Genomic DNA, 19,226 nt, shown 5'->3' on the forward strand with positions numbered 1-19,226 from the left:
AACCGGCCGCCTTCTTTTTTAAGCTTCCGCGCTGGCAATCTCTTCGGAGACGGCTTCCGCTTCATCCGTCAGGCCCTTGTAGGTCGTATAACAGGCCAGAAGAAGAATGATGGCGAAGGGGAACCCGGTCGAGACCGACATGGCCTGCAAGGCTCCGAGCCCGCCCCCCAGCAGCAACACGATCGCCACCAGCCCCTCGAAGGTGCACCAGAACATCCGCTGAGGCAGCGGAGCATCCACCTTCCCGCCGGCTGTGATCGTGTCGATCACCAGAGAACCGGAGTCCGACGAGGTGACGAAGAACACGATCACCAGAACGATGCCGAGCACCGAGGTGATGACGTTCAATGGCAGGTTCTCCAGCATGACGAACAGCTTCAGTTCAAGCGGCGCGTCGGAGACGGCGGTCAGACCGTCCTGAATGAGCTGGGAAATCGCCGTTCCGCCAAAGGCAGTCATCCACAAAACGCACACGAAGGACGGTACCAGCAGAACACAGACGATGAACTCCCGCACCGTGCGGCCACGGCTGACCCTTGCGATGAACATGCCGACGAACGGCGACCAGGAAATCCACCAGGCCCAATAGAAGGCAGTCCAGCCTTGGGAGAAGTTCAGGTCTGTCCGGCCTGCCGGATTGGACAGCGACGGCAGCAGCGTGACATAGGACCAGAGATTGTCCAGGAAACCGGTCAGGATCGCGACCGTGGGACCGGCGATGATGACAAACAGCAGCAGCAAGGCTGCCAGCCCCATGTTGATCTCACTCAGCAGCTTCACCCCGCCATCAAGCCCGCGATAGACCGAGAAGATGGCAATGGCCGTGATGCCGGCAATCAGCAGCACCTTGGAATAGTCCGAATCCGGGAAACCAAAGAGGTAGGTCAGGCCGGCATTCGCCTGTTCTGCGCCAAACCCGAGCGAGGTTGCCAGACCGAACAGTGTCGCGAACACGGCCAGGATGTCGATGATGTGACCCGGCCAGCCCCAGACCCTCTCGCCGAAGATCGGGTAGAAAACCGAACGCATGGTCAGCGGCAGCCCCTTGTTGAAGGAGAACAGCGCCAGAGACAGGGCGACAACCGCATAGATCGCCCAGGGATGCAGTGCCCAATGGAAGATCGTGGCGGCCATGCCGAGGCGGGCAGCAGCCAATTCATCGCCTGCCGCACCGTTCAGTGGCGCCCAGTCGGTCCTGATGCCGTTCTCAAGGACAGGTCCGCCAAGGGAAGAGCTGAAGTGGGAGATCGGCTCACTGACGCCGAAAAACATCAGACCGATGCCCATGCCGGCAGCAAAGAGCATCGCAAACCAGCCTACGTAGGAATAATCGGGAACGGCGTCGCGCCCGCCGATACGAACCTTGCCAAGCGGCGAAACGATCAGGAACAGGCAGAAGAGGACGAAAACATTCGCTGCACTCAGGAAGAACCAGTCCAGTGCTGCGGTCAGCCAGTTCCGCAAGCCATTGAAGACAAGTTCTGCCTGATCGTGCAGCGCAAGCGCGATCAGAACGAATGCCACGATCGACAGGCTGGAGATCGCGAAGACCGGATTGTGCACATCGTAACCGAACGGCCCGATGGATGAATCGATATTGTCCTGACCGATTTCATATTCGGTATCAATGACGCTCGCAGCTCCCTCCGGTTCGGGAATGCCGTGTGCTGGCGTATCGTCAACGCTCATGAAAACTCCTTTGCAAGATCCAGTGCTTGGCGCTGCCATCACGGCGCACCGGCCGGCCACAAGGGCCTCGTCTGTGCGATGGCTCGGCACTCCGCGCTCACGCAAAAAACAGACCATCATCGGAGTGCCAGGAGGCGCAGATCGGCGCCGGAAAGAGGACTTGCCAAGTCAAAACAGATTTCGTTTTGAAATACCGGCCCCCACAGCCAGGAAAGTGATGAATTTCAAGCGCAAGGAACGTGTCCAGAAACTATATCTGACCACCTTGAAAGACCGCCTGAATGGCGTCAGCTCGAATTAAATCACTTCCAATTCCGATGATCTCACACAGAACCATCGTGTCGGATACCTAAAGCACCGAGATCTCAGATCAACCCTTTTGGCTGATTTTTTTATTTTGCCTATTGGCAAAGGAAAAAAGGACATCAGTAAAAATACAAAAGCCCGGCGTCTCCGCCGGGCTTTCGACACGCAGCAATCACCTTGGGACGATCAGACGTCCTTGATGCAAACCTGCTTCTGGGTGCCGAGGTTCTGGATCCCCAGTTCGACCACATCGCCTTCCTTGAGGTAGACCGGCGGCTTCATGCCGAGGCCCACACCCGGAGGCGTGCCGGTGGAGATGATGTCGCCCGGATGCAGGGTAAAGAACTGCGACAGATAGGAAATCAGGAACTTGACGCCATAGACCATCGTGTTGGTCGAGCCATCCTGATAGCGCTTGCCGTTGACTTCGAGCCACATATGCATGTCCTGCGGATCGCCAGCCTCATCAGGCGTTACCAGCCAGGGGCCGGTCGGTCCGAAGTTGTCCGAGGACTTGCCCTTGGACCACTGACCAGAGCGCTCGATCTGGTAGGCACGCTCGGAAACGTCATTGATCACGCAGTAACCGGCGACGTGGTCCAGAGCGTTTTCTTCGCTCACATATTTCGCGGCCTTACCGATGACGAAGCCGAGTTCGACTTCCCAGTCGGTCTTCTCAGAGCCGCGCGGAATAATGATCGGATCATTCGGGCCGCAGATCGCCGAGGTATATTTCGCGAAGATCACCGGCTCCGGCGGCACTTCCATGCCGCTTTCGGCCGCGTGGTCGGAATAGTTGAGGCCGATGCAGATGAACTTGCCCGTGCCGCCAATACAAGGGCCGAGGCGCGGATTGCCTTCCACCACCGGCAGCTTGGAGACATCGACCGACTTCAGTTCGTCCAGACGGGTCAGAACATCACCGGCGATATCCGGCACAACGCCGGACAGGTCGCGGATCTTGCCTTCATCATCAAGAAGGCCCGGCTTTTCCGCACCCTTTTCGCCATAACGCAAAAGTTTCATGGATTTCTTCCCTTCAGATCAAACTCAAGTGGTCCAGCCGCCATCGATAATATGTTCGACACCGGTGGTGAAGCTGCTTTCGTCGGATGCAAGATAGGCGACGAGCGCCGCGATTTCCTCGACCCGGCCAAGACGTCCCATGGGCTGACGCGCTTTGAACTGCTGCAACGCCCCTTCATAATCGCCCGTATCGCGCAGGCGCTGATGCAGGCTCGGGCTTTCCACTGTACCCGGACAGATGGAATTACAGCGGATGCCCTTGGTCACATAGTCAGCGGCAACCGAACGGGTAAGACCGACCACGGCCGCCTTGGAGGCGGAATAGATGCAACGGTTCACAGGACCGGTGATGGGACCTGCTACCGACGACATGTTGATGATCGAGCCGCCGCCCTTGCCGAGCATGCCCGGCAGAACAGCCTGGATCATGTGGAACTGAGCCTTCACGTTGAGATTGAAAGCAAAGTCCCAGTCCGTATCATTGGCCTGTTCGATCGTGCCCGCATGAACGACACCGGCACAGTTGAACAGGATATCGACCGGCCCGATGTCACTGACAAGATCAGCAATCGCGGCTTTGTCCAGAACGTTGAGCACCCGGGTTTCGATCCCCGCAATATCCTCGATCTCCTTGAGGAAGTCTCCATTCACGTCCGTGGCAATCACGCGCGCGCCTTCAGAGGCCATGCGCTGAACCGATGCCCGGCCAATCCCCTGCCCCGCCGCTGTCACCAGCGCCGTCTTGCCTTCCAGTCGTTTCATCATGTCTTCCTTGGCTGAACCTTACGCCGCCGAACGCGGCAGACAGGCCGGTCCGATCGGATCAAAGGTCTTGTAGGTGAGAATGAACTCCCGATGACCGAGAGCCTCCGATTTTGTCTGCTGTCCGGCAGCCACTGCGATCACGAGATCATGGATCTCCTGACCCACCTCCATGAGGCTTGCCGTCCCTTCGATGATCGCTCCCGCATTCACATCCATATCGTCAGACAGATTGCGATAAGTGTCAGGGTTAGCGCAAATCTTGATCACGGGTGAAATGGCAGATCCCACAACTGATCCGCGTCCGGTGACGAAAAGTGTCAGATGCGCACCGGAGGCAATCATCTCCACGATCTCTGCATTGTCCGAGATATTCGGGAAGCCGAACCGGACTTCCCCATCCGGCACCACATCCATCAGATAGAGCCCGCCGCTCGGCGGCACATCGCCCGGCTTGATCAAACCGGAGATCTTGCTGTCTCCCGACTTCACATAGGCCCCGAGCGACTTTTCCTCGATGGTCGACAGACCGCCCGTGGCATTGCCCGCCGCAAATGACCCGTAGCCCAGCGTGTCGTAATAGCGCGCAGCCTTGGCAACGGATGCTCTCAGTTCATCGGCAAGTTCCGGGGTCGCTGCCCGCTCGGCCATGATCTCCTCGCAACCGATCAGCTCACCGGTTTCCTCGAAGATGCAGGCCGCACCCTCTGCCACAAGCAGATCGAAGGCCTTGCCTGCTGCCGGGTTGCCGGAAATGCCGGAGGTGCCATCCGAACCGCCGCAGATGGTGCCGATGATCAGTTCAGAGACAGCCATCGGCACGCGCTTTGTCCCGGCAACCTCTGCCAGGGCTCCGCGAACCCAGTCCCGACCCATGTCCACAGTGGATCGGGTGCCGCCGGATTTCTGGATCACCATGGTTTTCACCGGACGGCCGCTGTCTGCAACCGCCTTGGTGGCCCGCACCTTGTCGAAGCTCTCGCACCCTAAAGAAATGAACAGCGCTGCGCCCACATTCGGATGGGTGCAGATCTTCTCCATCATCGCCTGGGCATATTCGTTCGGAAAACAGCCCGGAAATCCGATCAGTTGCACATCGTCATCCGGAAAGCCCGCGACGATCTTCGTGGCCACGAAATTCGCGCATTCGACCAGATAGGCCACGACCACGGTGTTGCGAATGCCCTTGCGCCCGTCCTGGCGCAGATAACCCATGATCCCGGTCATGCTGCACCTACCTTTGCATTTACCGCGCTGTCACGGCCATCCGCGTCCTGCAGCGCATAGGTCGGCGTATAGGCCGAGCGGATATTGTGGACATGGACATGCTCGCCCTGGGCAATCGCGGCTGTGGCGACCCCGATCGGCATGCCGTATTTGCGAACGGTCTCGCCTTCCGCAATGTCCCGGCGCGCGATCTTGTGCGCCAGCGGGATATCGAGCGCGAGACTGACCGTGATGCCTTCGATATCGATCGAAGACCCGGCCTTCACATGGCGCATGGCGACAAGCACATTGTCCTCGTCGGACAAGAGGAGGAAGGGAGTTGTCATGCAGCAACTCCCTTGGCCTTCATCTCCACCATGTAGATATGATCGGCGACGAGCACCGTATCACCAGACTGGTTGATGACGCTGAGACGCTCGGTCACCCGTCCGTAGCCGGGACGCTTTTCCATCACTTCCAGAGCAATGATCTCGACCCGGGAATGGATCGTGTCGCCAATGAACACCGGCTTGACGAAACGCAGGCGGTCATAGCCATAGGAAAAGGCAACCGGATTGATCACTGTCGCGGTGAGGCCGACGCCGATGGTGAACACCATCGTGCCATGGGCGATCCGCTGACCGAACGGCAGCGTCTTGCAGAACTCGGCATCCAGATGATGGGGAAAGAAGTCACCGGAGTGTCCGGCATGCACAACGAAATCCGTTTCGGTGATGGTGCGCCCGATGGTCTTGCGCCCTTCCCCAACCTGGAAATCCTCATAGTATTTTGTTTCTTCAAGCATGTTCAGCTTCTCTTGGCCAAAGGAGTGGCCGGTGCGGCGCTGCTTTCATAAGCAGCCTCAACCAGGGCCATCGTGTTCCAGGCATCTGCGGCCGATCCTTCCAGAACCGCATCCTCACCGGTCGCAAACCGCTGGACCTGGGTCATCCGGCCGACGAAGGCCTCGATGAACCAGCTGCCTTCCAGCGGCACTTCCACCCAGTCCGTTCCACCCTTGGGATGGATCCACAGCTCGTCCGGCTCGCCCTTGGGGTAGTCGAGATTGACACCGAGCTTCATGTAGGCGGCGCCCTCCGTTCCGCAGATGCGGAACTCGCAAGCCTGATATTTCCGGCCGAAGCTGTGATTGTGATTGATGGACAGGCTGCAACGAACCGTATCGCCATAGTCAAGGATGGCCGAGGTCCGGCTCTGCGAGATCTTCGAGGAGGGATGCCCGAGGGTCTTGGCATGAACCCCGAAGGGGTCGCCAAGAATGTCCCGGATCGTGTCGAGATAGTGGATCGAGTGCAGCAGGATCTCCACCCGCGGCAGATCCATGAGGAACTGCCACAGATGCCAGGGCGTATCGAGCGCCAGCCAAGCATCGAAGTCGACCACCTCGCCCAGCCAGCCCTTGGCGATGGCATCCTTGAGCGCCAGGGTCATCGGAGCAAAGCGAAGCTGGAAATTCACCGCCGCCTTGATATTGCGCGCCTCGCAGAGGTCCAGGATACGGCTCGCCTCGGCAAGGTCCGATCCCATCGGTTTCTGGATCAGCGCGACCGAGCCTTCCGGCAGACGTTCCAGAATGCCGGGAATGGCGACCGGCGGCACGGCCAGGTCGAAGACCGCCCCTTCAACTGCAACAGCCTCCTCAATGGAGGCAAAGGCGTGGGTGCTAAACCTGGCCGCGACTTCCGAGGCCTTGGCAAAGTCAGGATCATAGATGCCGGCCACAGTGAACCCGGCCTGCCGATAGGCTGGCAGATGCGCATCCGTGACGATCGAACCCGCCCCGAAGGTGACGATGGGCCGGCTGGTGCGAGGTGGCGCGATATGCTGCTTCAGATCCTTCGGATCAAACTCACTCATGATGGAAGACCTCCTCCATCTCGGCCCACCACTCGCCATCCCGGCGCGTCTCAAGCGGACGCTGCAGCGGTCCGCAGATTGCCCACCAGCGCTGGGTTTCCGGATCGTCCGCCATCCTGGCCATGTCGGCGGCATAGTCGGTGCCGTGGTATTCGAAATAGGAGAACAGCAGGTTCTCCGGCTCCTTGAGAAAGATCGAGTAATTGCGGATGTTGCAATCGGAGATCTTGGCCAGAACTCCCGGCCAGGCAGCAGCATGCAGCCGCTTGTACTCCTCGATACCGGCTCCATCGAGACCGATCACCGCGCCCTTGCGTTCCATCAGTTTCCTCCTCCCGTGAAAGTCTTGCTCAAACCGTCCACCCGGCGGCTGGTCAAGGCCTGCTCATCCCACTCTATGCCCAATCCGGGCGACAGCGGGGCAACCGCCTGACCGTTCTCGATGGTCATGGGGGCGGCAATCTCATCAAGCTGCGGGATGTATTCCAGCCAGGGCGCATTGGGCACGGCGCAAACCAGGCTCACATGCAGCTCCATGAGGAAGTGCGGACAAATGGCAAGGTTATGGGCCTCGGCCATGTGCGCCACCTTCAGCCAGGGCGTGATGCCGCCAATGCGCGCCACATCCGCCTGAACGATGCCGCAGGCCCCGGCGGCGATATAATCCGCAAACTGGCCAGGCGAATAAAGGCTCTCGCCAACGGCGACCGGCACCCGGCACTGACCAGCCAGCCGCGCATGACCGGCGATATCGTCGGCGGGCAGCGGTTCCTCGAACCAGGCGATGTTCAGCTCTTCCAGCATGGAGGCATAGCGCAGCGCCTTTGCCGAGGTCATCGACTGGTTGGCATCGGTCATGATCTCATAGTCCGGGCCGACCGCCTCGCGCACGGTCTGCAGGCGCTCCCTGTCGCCCGCGAGGGTCGGCTTGCCGATCTTGACCTTCGAACCGGCAAATCCGTTTGCCTGCGCCGCCAGCGCATCCTCCGCCAGCGCCTGTGGTTCGATGTGCAGCCAGCCGCCTTCGGTGGTGTAGAGCGGCACCTTCCGCTTTGCCCCGCCTGCCAGCCGAGACAAGGGAAGCCCGGCCTTCTTGCCCCGCAGGTCCCAGAGCGCCGTGTCGATGGCGGCAAGGGCCAGGGACATGATCGGCCCCACGGAGGTGGCATGGCTGGCAAAGAGAAGATCGCGCCAGATGGCCTCGATCTCTTCCGCCTCACGGCCCAGAAGCCTCGGAATGAACGTTCGCTCCAGAAGCGACATGACCGCGGGTCCGCCGTCACCGATGGTGTAGCTGTAGCCCGTGCCGACAGCCCCGTCCTTGTCCGTAATCCGGACGAAGGGCGTTTCCTGACTGTTGAACGACTGGATGGCGTCGGTCCGCTTCACCTTTGGAACGAGGTCCAGCATGAAGATCTCGACGCGTTCGATTGTCGCCATGGTTCAGACCCTCAGATTGTGACCGCTTTCAGCGTCGAACAGGTGGCACTTGTCGAGGGTCACCTGGAAGCGCATGCGCTCGCCGGGAACAACGGGACGCGGATTGAACATCTTGGCCTGCACCTCGGTGCCGGAGATCTCCCCGAAGAGGATTGTCTCGGTACCCAGCGGCTCGGACAGGCTGACAGTCATGTCGAGTTCGGCCATGTGCTCTTCAGGCGGCAGGGCATGACCAATCGGCATGATGTTGTCTGCCCGCACCCCAAACTGGACCTTCTGGCCCTCGCTTGCCGCGTAGCGCGGCGGCACCGGCAAGCGGCTGCCGTCAGAGAAGACCACATGGCCCGCCTCGACCGTGCCATCGATCAGGTTCATCGGCGGCGAGCCGATGAAGGTCGCGACAAAGGTGTTCACCGGATTGGTGAACACATCCAGTGGCGTGCCCTGCTGCTCGATATGACCGTTGCGCATGATCACGATCCGGTCGGCGAGTGTCATCGCCTCCACCTGGTCGTGGGTCACATAGATGATCGTGGTCTTGATCTTGGCGTGCAGCTTCTTGATCTCGACACGCATCTGGTTGCGCAGCTTGGCGTCCAGGTTCGACAGCGGCTCGTCGAAGAGGAAGACATCGGGATGACGCACGATGGCGCGGCCCATGGCAACACGCTGGCGCTGGCCACCCGACAGTTCCGCTGGACGCCGGTCCATGAGCGGGGTGAGCGACAGGATTTCCGCCGCCTCATTCACCGCCGCCTCGATCTCAGCCTGCGGCTTGTTGGCTATCTTGAGCGAAAAGCCCAGGTTTTCGCGCACGGTCATATGCGGATAGAGCGCATAGTTCTGGAACACCATGGAGATGTTGCGCGAACGCGGCGGCAGATCATTGACCACCCGGTCGCCGATCCGGATGTTGCCGCCGCTAATGCTTTCAAGACCTGCGATCATGCGCAAGGTGGTTGACTTGCCGCAGCCGGACGGGCCGACGAAAACCACGAACTCGTTATGGGCGATCTCCAGATCGATGCCATGCACCACCTGGAACGAGCCATATTTCTTGACGACCTTTTCGAGGTGAACCTCTGCCATTTTCTTATCCCTTTACGCCGCCAAAGGTCAGCCCCGCGATCAGATGCTTCTGAACCAGGAAGGTCAGAACCAGAGCGGGAATGATCATGAGAACGGCCAGGGCGCACATGCCGCCCCAGTTGAGCGTGAATTCCGAGGTGAAGTCGAGCAGCCCCACGGGCATGGTCTTGGACGTCACCGAACGGGTGAGCTGCGAGGCCAGCGCATATTCGTTCCATGAGGTCAGGAAAGCGAAGATGCCGGCGCTGGCGATGCCAGCCTTGGCCACGGGAAATTCCACGCGCCAGAACGCCTGCCAACGGGTGCAGCCATCGATCTCCGCAGCCTCCGCCAGTTCTTTCGGCACCTGACGGAAGAAACCGTCGATCAGCCAGACCGTGAAGGGCACGTTCATGGCCACATAGGTCAGGATCATGCCGAAATGGGTATCGATGATGCCGATGCGGGCATAGACTATGAAGAGCGGCAGGGAGAGCGCCACGCCCGGAACTGCGCGGGTGACCATCAGGCCGACGAACAGCGCAGCCTTGCCCTTGAACTTGTAGCGGGCAAAGGCATAGCCACCCGCCATGCCGACGAGTAGGGCGATCACCGTGGAGGTGACCGAGATCACCAGCGAGTTCATGAAATAGGTCAGAACGGGCACACCGCCCTCGCCGATGCCACCGAACATGGACCGGTAGTGATCCAGGTTCAGCTCGTTCGGAATCCAGACCGGCGGCTTGGCCATGATCTCGACCGTGGGACGGAACGAGTTCAGCACGATCCAGAGGCCCGGAAGGCAGATGATCGACATGGCCACGAACAAGGTCGCCAGATGGGCAAGCTTCAAGGCCCGTGCCTTGAGCCGGTGGGAGAGATTGCTATCCATGGCTCAGCCTCCCATGCCAAGTTCGGTCCGCGCCGTGGTCAGCTTGCGGAAGAAATAGACGGTGAAGAAGATCGCCAGGAAGATGGACGTGTAGCCCATGGCATTGGCGTAGCCCATCTTGGCATCCACATAGCCGGTCCGGCCGATCAGGGTCCAAAGCAACTCCGTGCGCCGCGCCGGACCGCCGTTGGTCATGATCTGGACGATGTCATAGGCACGCGCCACATCCAGCGACCGGATGGCCATTGCGATGTAGATAAAGGGCATGACGAACGGCAGCGTGATGTGCCGGAAGGTCTGCCAGCTGGTGCAGCCATCGACCTTGGCAGCTTCCAGCGGATCCTTCGGAATGGCATAGAGGCCAGCGAGGATCAGGATCGCGAAGACACTGGTCGAGGTCCAGACTTCCGCGAAGATGATCGAGAACATCGCCAGATTGCCGTCCACCAGCCAGGGAATGGCAGTCTGGGTGATGCCCAGGCTCTGCAGAGCGTTGTTCACCAGCCCGACGTTGTCATTGAAGATGAACTTGAACTGGAACCCGACCAGAACTGGCGAGAACATCATCGGGAACATCATCATGGTCCGCAATGCCCGCTGGCCATGAGTCACCTTGGACACCAGCAGCGCAAGGCCAAGACCCAGCAGCATTTCCAGATTGAGCGCGACCGTCAGCAGAAGCACCGTGCGGCCAAAGGCAGCCCAGAACTTGGCGTCCGTCAACGCCTTCTCGTAATTGTAGAGGCCAATCCAGTTGGTGATGCTGTCCGGCCGGGTGAGCCGGTAGGACGTAAAGCTGGAATAGAGCGACAGCAGCAGGGGCAGCATGACGACGGCCAATAGGACGACGATTGCCGGCAGCAACAGCAGCAGCCAAGGCGGCAGTTTATATCGAAGCATGGTTATGTTCCGGTGGGCGATCCGGAGACGCAGGCAAGGCGGCGCGTTCCGGATGCTCAGATCAACCGGCAGCCCTCAAGCTGCCGGTCTTTACCTGGCGGCGTCTTAGTAGACGCCGTTTTCCCGCATCATGTCGTTCACGGCTTCAGATGCCGCTTCCAGTGCCTCTTCCGGGGTCTTGTCGCCCAGGATGGCGGCCTGCAGTTCCGGATAGATGAGGTTGGTTGCCTCGATCCAGTAGGGCGTTGCCGGAACCGCGAAGGCGGTCTTTGCGGTTTCCTTGAAGGCCGCAAGGACTTCAGACCGGTACGGATCGGACTTGGCCTGTTCGGTGACATAGTCCCAGACGGCTGTACGGCTCGGCAGGGGACCTGCTGCGCTTTCCAGCTTCTGGCTGTCCTCGTTGGTCAGGAAGTCGACCAGAGAAGCGGCCGCTTCCTTGTTGGCGCAATCTTCCGTGACGGAGAAGCCATGGAACCCGGACCAGCCGGTGCGCGCACCTGCAGAGCCCTTGGGAGCCGGAGCAACACCGACATTGCCCGCCACCTTGGAAGCGGCCTTGTCGTTGAAGAAGCCAGCCCAGCCCGGCCAATCCAGGTTCAGCGCGATGGTGCCGGACGCAAAACCGTTGCCCAGATCATCCCAGAGATAGTTGGTCGTACCCGGCGGAACGGCGCTCGCCTTGTAGAGGTTCACGAACCAGTTCAAAGCCTTCACACCTTCCGGCGAATTAAAGGCCGGGGAGAAATCGTCGTTGAAGAGCTTGCCGCCCTCAGCCACGACCATTTCATAGTAACGGCCGACGATTGCCTCGTCTTTACCCGCAAACTGAGTGCCATAACGGTTCGGCGGATCGGAGAAGAACACGGCCTGATCGCTCACCTGCTGCCAGGTTTCCGGCACAGCCAGATCGTAGCCGAACTTCTCCTTGAACTTGGCCTTGTTGTCCGCGTCCTCGTAGAGGTCCTTCTGATAGTAAAGCGCGGAAACGTCGAACTGGGCGCGCGGCAGCATAACCAGCTTGCCGTCCAGCGTTGCAGCCTTGATGTTGGCGCCAACGAACTGAGCAACGGTCTCGGCCGGGATCAGACCGGTCAGATCGGTGTAGAGCGTCGGATACTGGGACGCAAAGGACGAATGGTTGGAGCCTACGCACCAGCTCGTCGTGCCAGCAGCGATGTCCGACTTGAATTCCTTGTCCAGCTCGAAGTGGTTCTTCTTCGAGATGATGTTGACCTTGGCGCCAGTCGCCTTTTCCCATTCAGGAATGCGCGCATAGAGCGCTTCATACTGCTGGCCGCCGATCAGCTTGGCTTCGAGGGTGATCCCGTCGAATTCGCCAGCCTGCGCGAAAGACGCGCAAACAGCAGCAAGCACCAGCGCCGAGGCGCCGGAAGCAAATTTGTTCATGAAGTCCTCCCAGTGTCCGTCTGCCGCCCCAACACCCGGCCCTGACGATGATCTCTCCATCCCTGTCAGCGCCGCGCCTGATAAATTTCATATTCGGAACGAGCTTTTATATCTAAACTTGACACTTCCCCAGTGTCAAGCTCAACTCCCGGTCAAACGCAAATGAACCTGCGCACGGTTCGAGGGAGGAACTAGAGACATGCTGATCGACACCCACCTGCATCTGGTTGACCGGGGCCAGCTGTCCTACCCTTGGCTGGCAGATGTTCCCGCGCTCGATCGGGACTGGTCCTATGAAGCCTATGACACGGTGGCCCGGCGGGTGGGGATTTCCGGAACACTTCATATGGAAGTGGACGTGGAAGAAGGCTGCATCGGTCAGGAAACCAACATGGTCGAGCAGTTGATGAGCCGGCCGGGAAGCCTGATCAGGGGAGCCATTGCGAGCGGACGTCCGGAAGCGGCCGACTTTGCGGCCTATCTGGAAAATCTGGATGGCAACGTGGTCAAGGGCCTGCGCCGGGTTCTCCATGTGGTGCCGGACGAAGTATCCCAGGCGCCTCTCTTCCGGGAGAATATTCGCAGGCTCGCCACCAGGGCCCTGACCTTCGATATCTGCATGCTGCAGCGGCAATTGCCGCTGGCAGCAACCCTAGCCGATGCGGCGCCGGATGTGATCTTCGTGCTGGACCATTGCGGTGTGCCGGACATGAGCGCGGAGAGCTTCGGCGACTGGAAGGAAAAGATCTCCGAACTCGCCAAGCGTCCCAACCTCAACATCAAGATCTCTGGCATCGTCGCCTATACGGGAGGAGACTTCACGCTGGAGCGCCTGCGCCCCTATGTCGAGCATGCCATCGGCGCATTCGGCTGGAACAGGGTGGTCTGGGGATCAGACAGCCCGGTCTGCACCCTGGGCGGCGCAAATCTGGAGACCTGGGTCGCGGCAACCTATGCGCTGACCCTCGGCTGCAGCAAGGATGAGCGTGCCGCTTTCTTCAGCGAAAACGCCCGCCGCATCTGGCAGCTGGACTGACAGGCGATAAAACGACAAAACCCGGCAGCGTCTCTCGATGCTGCCGGGTTCAATTTGTCCGAGCTAGAGCGCTCTGCCGCTCAGGCAGAAAGAGCCTTCGCAATGCCGCGGATTTCCGCAAGGCCGCGCAGACGGCCGATCAGCGGATAGCCCGGAGCTGTCTTGCGGGCCATGTCGTCTCGCATGGCATGGCCGTGATCCGGACGGAACGGCACGGTCAGACCGGTTGCCTTTTCCATCGCCAGCAGCTCACGCACCACGGCCACCATGTCCACATCGCCTTCCAGATGGTCAGCCTCATGGAAGCTTGCCCCATCGGCTTCGCGCTTGGTGGCACGCAGATGCACGAAATAGATCCGGTCCCGGTGCGCCCGGATCATGGCAGGCAGATCATTGTCCGCACGAACGCCATAGGAACCGGTGCAGAAGGTGAAGCCGTTGGACGGACTCGGGTTCGCCGCAACCAGCGCATCCATGTCCGCAGCGGTGGAGACCACGCGCGGCAGGCCGAACATCGACCGGGGCGGATCATCCGGATGGATCGCCAGAACGACGCCAGCGGCTTCCGCACGGGGCAGAACATGGCGCAGGAACGCCGCCAGATTGCCGCGCAGCTCATCCGGACCGATGCCATTGTAGGTTTCCAGACGCTTGGCGAAGGTCTCCAGCGTGTAGCTTTCCTCCGAGCCCGGCAGGCCGGCAATGATCGTGCGCATCAGGCGTTCGTGCTCGGCCACGTCCACCACCGCAAAGCGGGCCTTGGCGGCTTCGCAGATCTCCGGCAGGTGATCGGCTTCCGCCCCCGGACGCTTCAGGATGTGAATGTCGAACATCGCAAGGTCAACGGCGTCATAGCGCAGGCAGCGCGCGCCGTTTTCCAGCTCGTAGTAGAGATCCGTACGGGTCCAATCGAGCACAGGCATGAAGTTGTAGCAGATCGTCTTGATGCCGCATTCGGCCAGATTCTCGAAGGTCTGCGCCCAATTGTCCGCATAGGTCTGCCAGCCGGCAGCCCCGGTCTTGATATCCTCGTGAACCGGAATGCTTTCGACGACAACCCACTCCAGACCAGCCGCCCGGATCATCTCCTGACGTTCGCGGATCTGCTCGACAGTCCAGACAACACCGTTCGGAATGTCATGCAATGCGGTCACGATGCCCGTGGCACCGGTTTGACGGACATCTGCAAGGGTCACCGCATCTTGCGGCCCAAACCACCGCCAACTTTCAATCATTCTGGTCTCCAGGAAGACAAGGGTAAATTCAGGTTTCAGACAGACGCAGGATCAATTGATCTGGGCGATTGGCTGAAACAGATAACCGTCGAAGGCAGGATCCTCGACATCGGAGAGCTCCATGAGCGTCTCCCGGACATTCTCCAGATGCTGCCACATGGACCGGCGGGCCGCGGCAGGATCCTTGCTTTGCAGAGCTGTCAGGATGACCCGGTGGTCGTCCAGCCAAGCGGTGCGGTAATCGGCATTGAAGATGCGCTCGTGCAGCCGGGCCCACATGGGGCTCTGCTCCCGCTTGCGCCAGAGTTCACGCACCATGTCGACCAGGACCGAGTTCTGCGTCGCCTCGGCAATGAGAAGATGGAACATCTCGTCACCGTTGTAATTCGGGTCGCTGGTCTCGATGCCCTTGCGCTCGACCTCTAGGGCCTCGCGCATGCGCAGGATGTCGTTCTTGGTCACCATTTCCGCGGCAAAGGCCGCAATGTTGCTCTCGAGAAGCTGGCGCGCCTGAAGCAATTCAAAGGGACCAATGTCGTCCCGCATCATCGGGGCCTTTTCATCCGGGCTGGCGCTCAGATAGATGCCCGACCCCTGCCGGACCTCCACAAGACCTTCGATTTCGAGCATGATCAGGGCTTCGCGGACCAGCGACCGGGAAACGTGGAGTTCCTCGGATATCTGACGCTCCGATATAAGGCGCTCACCAATGGCCATGCCACGGCTGCGGATAAGTTCCCGCAGCTCTATGGCAACATCCTGATAGCGCCTCGTTCCACTCATGCCGGCTCAACCTCCCTTTTCTGAGCCTCATAAAATCCCTGCAGAACTTCGAATGCCGGTTTGCGGGTCCTCTTGTCAGCCGCGATCAGCCCCTTGCGGTTGAACCCGCGCTGAAACACGTTCTGCCTCCGCTCGACACGGAAATCGTAGAGAATCCAGGGCGAGATGCCGCGAATATAGGATAGACGACTAAGGATTTCGATCTGCTTTTCGTAAACTTCACGTTGATAATCGATGCTGAACAATCCTTTTTCAGGACCGTGCTGCGTGTGATCACCATCCGCGCCGGTTTCCGAAATCACCACCGGCCGGTCCGGATTGGAGTTGCGGCCGATGGCGACCAGCTCCTCGAATTCCTCTTCATACCAGCCGTAATATTCGTTCAGACCGATGATATCGATGTGAGCGGCCAGCCGGTCCTCGATCTTGAGCTTGGCATGATTGACCAGGCAGGCTGCAGACAGCAGACGGGTTGGGTCTTCCGCCCGGGCCACTTCCGTCAGGCCGCGCATGAACTCGAGACGGGCATCCGTGTCCGGGTTCTCATTACCGACGGACCAGATGATCACGCTGGCGCGGTTGCGGTCACGGCGGATCAGTTCACGCAGCTGGTTCTCTGCATCCCGGCGGGTTGCCGGATTGGCGAAGTCGATGGCCCAGTAGACCGGTATCTCTTCCCAAAGCAGGAAGCCCAGCTCATCGGCGATTTCAGCTGCCCGTTCATGGTGCGGGTAATGAGCAAGACGCAGGAAGTTGCAGCCAAGATCCCGGGCATCGGCAAACCTGCGGCGCAGATCCTCTTCGCTGGTGCACTTGCCCTTGGTCTCGTCGTCCTCATGAACGGAAATACCGCGCAGGAACAGCGGCTCGCCATTGAGGAAGAGATCTGTTCCGCGCCGTTCGATCCGGCGGAACCCGACCTTGTCGCAAATAGCATCACCACCGGCTTCCACGGTCAGCTTGTAGAGCTTTGGGCTCTCGGGTGACCAGAGCTCGGGACGGACAGCCAGATCCAGGCGGCCCTTGCCACCGGCCAGAACCACTTCCTGATCAATACCCAGTTCGGGCAACCGGATGCGTGCGACGGAGGCCGGACCATCGGTCTCGACGTCCACGGCGATCCCCTCACCATCCAGACGGGCAAAGACACCCTTGATGACAGTGGACGGCGTCTCGTACAGCGCAACCTCACGGTAGACGCCGCCATAATTGAACCAGTCGGTGTTGCGCATCGGGACGCGGTCGAGCGTGCGGGTGTTGTTCACACACAGCATCAGCCAGTTGCGGCCGGGCTGAAGCGCTTCGGTCACTTCCACGCAGAACGGCGTAGACCCGCCATAGTGGTTGCCGAGAAACTGGCCGTTGATAAAAACCTTGCAGTCATACTGCGCCGCACCGATGCGCAGGAACCGGCGCCGTCCGGCGGCCAGAGGTTCGGCATCCACTGCACGGGTGTACCAGGCTGAGCCCTCGAAGAAGTACCACTTCTCCTTCAGCATCTGCCAGCAGGACGGCACCGGAACAGTTTCCCCCTCATAGGGGTCATAGTCCCAGGGTTCCGTCTTGTCTTCATGAGCTTGCGGCAGCATGGAGAACCATTTCTGCCGCAAGCCAGTGTCGAGCAGGTCGACACAGAAGTTCCAGTCACCGTCGAGAGAAACACCATCCCGGCCGCTCGTGAAGATCAGCGTGTCCGCATTCAGGTTCTGCAGATTGTAAGGACGGTCATAGTCCTCATCGTGCAGGCACTGAAGGGCGTTGTCCGCCAAGTCCGAACGCTCAAGCATGGTATTCCTCCCGTTGGTAGTCTGAAAACTTCGCGTCGTGCCGCTATTAGTTGGCTGCAGCCTTGATCTCGGCGATCAGCTTGCCCAGCTTCTCGGACTTGGCAGCAACTTCGGCATGCATCGGCATGACAGCTTCCACGAACGGAGCCTTGTCGACGGTGTTCACTTCAACGCCCATTTCAGACTTTGCAGTCGCAATGGCGGCGTCGGAAGCTTCGTTCCAGGCAACGCGCTGCGCTTCCATGGACTCAAGAGCGGCCTGACGCAGAGCTTTCTTCTGATCGTCGCTCAGACCGTCATAAGCGCAGTTGGAGATCACAACGACAGACGGGATCATGGTGTGCTCGTCCAAGGAGAAGTGCTTGGCAACTTCGCCATGACGGGCAGTGGTCAGAGCCGTCGGGTTGTTTTCTGCGCCATCGACAACACCCTGCTGCAGGGCGCTGTAGAGCTCGCCCCAAGCGATCGGGGTCGGGTTGCCGCCGAGCAGCTCAACCATGCGGATTGCAGACGGGCTCGGCTGAACGCGGATCTTCATGCCCTTCAGGTCGGCCGGAGAGTTGATCGCCTTGCTGCCGTAGAAGGAACGAGCGCCTTCGGTGTAGAAAGCCACGCCGCGGAAGCCCTGAGCAACGGAAGAGTTCAGGATTTCTTCGCCGATCGGGCCGGACACAACCTTGTTGAAATGCTCTTCCGACTGGAAGATGTACGGCAGGTTCAGAGCCGAATAGCTTTCTTCAAAGGCTTCGAGTTCGGAAGCGTTGGAGCGAGCCATTTCCAGGGAGCAGTTCTGAACCAGTTCCATCGATTCGCGCTGGGTACCGAGCTGGCCGTTCGGGTAGATGCGGATCTTGACTTCACCGTTGGTCAGTTCAGCCAGACGGTCAGCCATCATCTGCATGGCGATGTGAACCGGGTGATCCGGCGGATTGTTGTGGTTCAGCTTCAGCGTGACAGCCTGAGCGGACACGGTTGCAGTCAGGAAAGCTGTGGCAGCAAGCGCACCAAGACGGGACAGCTTCATCATAAGTACTACCTCCCTAGGTAACAGAGCCGCAGGATCGCGGCCTGCTCTTAAGAATATTTGGGCCTCCGCCAGAGGAGCGGTCGACCAATTGCGGCGACACATTTGCCAATTTCAAAAAATGAGTCAACCAGTCTACCGAAATTGGTTGACCAATTTAGCCCGGTCGTAGAAGTTGGCCGCCAAGAAACCTATAAAGATGCCTGCGGCGGGAGCCAGGTGTGAGACCATGGACACTCCCGGGCAGTACGAGGAGGTACGCCGATGCGAAAATCGGTCGACGCAATCTTGCGCTGGGCGATCATCGCCATTTTCACTGTTCTTGTGGCCTGTGTGGTCTGGCAGGTCGCCAGCCGATTCATTTTCGGCGTTCCGAGCACCGTTACGGATGAACTTGCCCGCTTTCTGTTCATGTGGGTCGCCCTGATTGGCGGCGCCTATACGCTCGGCCAGGGCCGCCATCTGGCGATCGACCTTCTGCCGATGCTGCTCACCGGAACGCGCAAGCTGCTTCTGGAACTTCTGATCCTCGCCCTGATCATGGCCTTTGCGGGTCTCGTAATGATCTACGGCGGCACGTCGCTGGTGCTCAAGACCCTGGCCTCCGGTCAGATGACCCCGAGCCTGCAGATCCCGATGGGCTATGTCTATGGAGCCATCCCGTTCTCCGGAGCGGTGATGATCTTCTACTGCCTGACCTTCGCGGGAGATCTGCTGTCAGGAAAGGCTACCGAAACAGACACCGTGTCTGCCGGCCCCCTGTCCTGATACCTGCCAGCCCATT

At 59.7% G+C, this 19,226-nt stretch carries 19 protein-coding genes; 2 read left to right on the forward strand and 17 right to left on the reverse strand.

Translation table 11 applies throughout. The annotated features are described in order from the left end of the window. Positions 1–18: 18 nt before the first annotated feature. The 13 genes from BUA94_RS10840 to BUA94_RS10900 all read right to left on the reverse strand — a co-directional run bounded on the left by BUA94_RS10840 (position 19) and on the right by BUA94_RS10900 (position 12,577). The gene (locus BUA94_RS10840; RefSeq protein ID WP_073012905.1) at positions 19–1,689 is read right to left on the reverse strand and encodes a BCCT family transporter; all 1,671 of its coding nucleotides are present in this window, start codon (positions 1,687–1,689) and stop codon (positions 19–21) included. Positions 1,690–2,181: 492 nt separating this feature from the next. Continuing rightward, positions 2,182–3,021: a fumarylacetoacetate hydrolase family protein gene (locus BUA94_RS10845; RefSeq protein ID WP_073012908.1), complete on the reverse strand. Its 840-nt coding sequence runs from the start codon at positions 3,019–3,021 to the stop codon at positions 2,182–2,184. A gap of 24 nt (positions 3,022–3,045) precedes the next feature. Continuing rightward, positions 3,046–3,786: an SDR family oxidoreductase gene (locus tag BUA94_RS10850; RefSeq protein ID WP_073012911.1), complete on the reverse strand. Its 741-nt coding sequence runs from the start codon at positions 3,784–3,786 to the stop codon at positions 3,046–3,048. 18 nt (positions 3,787–3,804) lie between these two features. Then, positions 3,805–5,010, reverse strand: coding sequence for a UxaA family hydrolase (locus BUA94_RS10855; RefSeq protein WP_073012915.1), 1,206 nt, complete (start codon positions 5,008–5,010; stop codon positions 3,805–3,807). Next, positions 5,007–5,336, reverse strand: coding sequence for a UxaA family hydrolase (locus BUA94_RS10860; RefSeq protein ID WP_073012918.1), 330 nt, complete (start codon positions 5,334–5,336; stop codon positions 5,007–5,009). Before BUA94_RS10860 ends, BUA94_RS10855 begins: the two co-directional genes overlap by 4 nt. Then, positions 5,333–5,794, reverse strand: a complete 462-nt coding sequence (locus tag BUA94_RS10865) for a MaoC/PaaZ C-terminal domain-containing protein (protein WP_073012921.1) — start codon at positions 5,792–5,794, stop codon at positions 5,333–5,335. The genes BUA94_RS10860 and BUA94_RS10865 overlap by 4 nt, the downstream gene beginning before the upstream one ends. A 2-nt stretch (positions 5,795–5,796) precedes the next feature. Beyond that, positions 5,797–6,870, reverse strand: a complete 1,074-nt coding sequence (locus tag BUA94_RS10870) for a Gfo/Idh/MocA family protein (protein WP_175558041.1) — start codon at positions 6,868–6,870, stop codon at positions 5,797–5,799. Beyond that, complete coding sequence (locus BUA94_RS10875; protein ID WP_073012927.1) at positions 6,860–7,189, reverse strand: L-rhamnose mutarotase; 330 nt, start codon at positions 7,187–7,189, stop codon at positions 6,860–6,862. Before BUA94_RS10875 ends, BUA94_RS10870 begins: the two co-directional genes overlap by 11 nt. Then, a complete protein-coding gene (locus tag BUA94_RS10880; RefSeq protein WP_073012931.1) occupies positions 7,189–8,307 on the reverse strand; it encodes a mandelate racemase/muconate lactonizing enzyme family protein in 1,119 nt (372 codons plus the stop codon). The genes BUA94_RS10875 and BUA94_RS10880 overlap by 1 nt, the downstream gene beginning before the upstream one ends. 3 nt (positions 8,308–8,310) lie before the next feature. Further along, positions 8,311–9,396 carry an ABC transporter ATP-binding protein gene (locus BUA94_RS10885; RefSeq protein ID WP_073012936.1) on the reverse strand — a complete coding sequence of 362 codons (1,086 nt, stop codon included), beginning with the start codon at positions 9,394–9,396 and terminating at the stop codon, positions 8,311–8,313. 4 nt (positions 9,397–9,400) lie between these two features. After that, positions 9,401–10,267 carry a carbohydrate ABC transporter permease gene (locus BUA94_RS10890; RefSeq protein ID WP_073012940.1) on the reverse strand — a complete coding sequence of 289 codons (867 nt, stop codon included), beginning with the start codon at positions 10,265–10,267 and terminating at the stop codon, positions 9,401–9,403. 3 nt (positions 10,268–10,270) lie between these two features. Next, a complete protein-coding gene (locus BUA94_RS10895; protein WP_073012944.1) occupies positions 10,271–11,167 on the reverse strand; it encodes a carbohydrate ABC transporter permease in 897 nt (298 codons plus the stop codon). A gap of 105 nt (positions 11,168–11,272) precedes the next feature. Then, entirely contained in the window at positions 11,273–12,577 is a 1,305-nt protein-coding gene (locus tag BUA94_RS10900) for an ABC transporter substrate-binding protein (protein WP_073012947.1), read from the reverse strand. A gap of 199 nt (positions 12,578–12,776) precedes the next feature. On the opposite strand from BUA94_RS10900, the gene BUA94_RS10905 reads away from it, so the two are divergent. Next, positions 12,777–13,613: an amidohydrolase family protein gene (locus BUA94_RS10905; RefSeq protein ID WP_073012952.1), complete on the forward strand. Its 837-nt coding sequence runs from the start codon at positions 12,777–12,779 to the stop codon at positions 13,611–13,613. Between the two features lie 80 nt (positions 13,614–13,693). Here BUA94_RS10905 and uxuA read toward each other — a convergent pair whose 3' ends face one another. Genes uxuA through BUA94_RS10925 form a run of 4 tightly spaced genes read right to left on the reverse strand, consistent with a single transcriptional unit; the run spans position 13,694 to position 18,445 of the window. Then, on the reverse strand, positions 13,694–14,848 hold the full coding sequence (gene uxuA / locus BUA94_RS10910) for a mannonate dehydratase (protein WP_073012955.1): 1,155 nt from the start codon (positions 14,846–14,848) through the stop codon (positions 13,694–13,696). A 51-nt stretch (positions 14,849–14,899) separates the two neighbouring features. Continuing rightward, positions 14,900–15,631, reverse strand: coding sequence for an FCD domain-containing protein (locus BUA94_RS10915; protein WP_073012958.1), 732 nt, complete (start codon positions 15,629–15,631; stop codon positions 14,900–14,902). Next, positions 15,628–17,418 carry a glycoside hydrolase family 2 protein gene (locus BUA94_RS10920; protein ID WP_073012961.1) on the reverse strand — a complete coding sequence of 597 codons (1,791 nt, stop codon included), beginning with the start codon at positions 17,416–17,418 and terminating at the stop codon, positions 15,628–15,630. Before BUA94_RS10920 ends, BUA94_RS10915 begins: the two co-directional genes overlap by 4 nt. A 46-nt stretch (positions 17,419–17,464) precedes the next feature. Continuing rightward, positions 17,465–18,445, reverse strand: a complete 981-nt coding sequence (locus BUA94_RS10925; protein ID WP_139251087.1) for a TRAP transporter substrate-binding protein — start codon at positions 18,443–18,445, stop codon at positions 17,465–17,467. A 261-nt stretch (positions 18,446–18,706) separates the two neighbouring features. On the opposite strand from BUA94_RS10925, the gene BUA94_RS10930 reads away from it, so the two are divergent. After that, positions 18,707–19,210, forward strand: a complete 504-nt coding sequence (locus BUA94_RS10930; protein ID WP_073012965.1) for a TRAP transporter small permease — start codon at positions 18,707–18,709, stop codon at positions 19,208–19,210. The last annotated feature ends 16 nt before the right edge of the window (positions 19,211–19,226 follow it).

This window comes from Roseibium suaedae (assembly GCF_900142725.1).
Classification (GTDB): domain Bacteria; phylum Pseudomonadota; class Alphaproteobacteria; order Rhizobiales; family Stappiaceae; genus Roseibium; species Roseibium suaedae.

Excerpts from the sequence above, each read along its gene's own strand:
- BUA94_RS10850 (WP_073012911.1), bottom strand. The coding sequence starts at position 3,786 with ATGATGAAACGACTGGAAGGCAAGACGGCGCTGGTGACAGCGGCGGGG.
- BUA94_RS10890 (WP_073012940.1), bottom strand. The coding sequence starts at position 10,267 with ATGGATAGCAATCTCTCCCACCGGCTCAAGGCACGGGCCTTGAAGCTT.
- BUA94_RS10905 (WP_073012952.1), top strand. The coding sequence starts at position 12,777 with ATGCTGATCGACACCCACCTGCATCTGGTTGACCGGGGCCAGCTGTCC.
- BUA94_RS10900 (WP_073012947.1), bottom strand. The coding sequence starts at position 12,577 with ATGAACAAATTTGCTTCCGGCGCCTCGGCGCTGGTGCTTGCTGCTGTT.
- BUA94_RS10885 (WP_073012936.1), bottom strand. The coding sequence starts at position 9,396 with ATGGCAGAGGTTCACCTCGAAAAGGTCGTCAAGAAATATGGCTCGTTC.
- BUA94_RS10925 (WP_139251087.1), bottom strand. The coding sequence starts at position 18,445 with ATGATGAAGCTGTCCCGTCTTGGTGCGCTTGCTGCCACAGCTTTCCTG.
- BUA94_RS10855 (WP_073012915.1), bottom strand. The coding sequence starts at position 5,010 with ATGACCGGGATCATGGGTTATCTGCGCCAGGACGGGCGCAAGGGCATT.
- BUA94_RS10920 (WP_073012961.1), bottom strand. The coding sequence starts at position 17,418 with ATGCTTGAGCGTTCGGACTTGGCGGACAACGCCCTTCAGTGCCTGCAC.
- BUA94_RS10930 (WP_073012965.1), top strand. The coding sequence starts at position 18,707 with ATGCGAAAATCGGTCGACGCAATCTTGCGCTGGGCGATCATCGCCATT.
- BUA94_RS10860 (WP_073012918.1), bottom strand. The coding sequence starts at position 5,336 with ATGACAACTCCCTTCCTCCTCTTGTCCGACGAGGACAATGTGCTTGTC.
- BUA94_RS10915 (WP_073012958.1), bottom strand. The coding sequence starts at position 15,631 with ATGAGTGGAACGAGGCGCTATCAGGATGTTGCCATAGAGCTGCGGGAA.
- BUA94_RS10880 (WP_073012931.1), bottom strand. The coding sequence starts at position 8,307 with ATGGCGACAATCGAACGCGTCGAGATCTTCATGCTGGACCTCGTTCCA.
- BUA94_RS10895 (WP_073012944.1), bottom strand. The coding sequence starts at position 11,167 with ATGCTTCGATATAAACTGCCGCCTTGGCTGCTGCTGTTGCTGCCGGCA.
- BUA94_RS10840 (WP_073012905.1), bottom strand. The coding sequence starts at position 1,689 with ATGAGCGTTGACGATACGCCAGCACACGGCATTCCCGAACCGGAGGGA.
- uxuA (WP_073012955.1), bottom strand. The coding sequence starts at position 14,848 with ATGATTGAAAGTTGGCGGTGGTTTGGGCCGCAAGATGCGGTGACCCTT.
- BUA94_RS10845 (WP_073012908.1), bottom strand. The coding sequence starts at position 3,021 with ATGAAACTTTTGCGTTATGGCGAAAAGGGTGCGGAAAAGCCGGGCCTT.
- BUA94_RS10865 (WP_073012921.1), bottom strand. The coding sequence starts at position 5,794 with ATGCTTGAAGAAACAAAATACTATGAGGATTTCCAGGTTGGGGAAGGG.
- BUA94_RS10875 (WP_073012927.1), bottom strand. The coding sequence starts at position 7,189 with ATGGAACGCAAGGGCGCGGTGATCGGTCTCGATGGAGCCGGTATCGAG.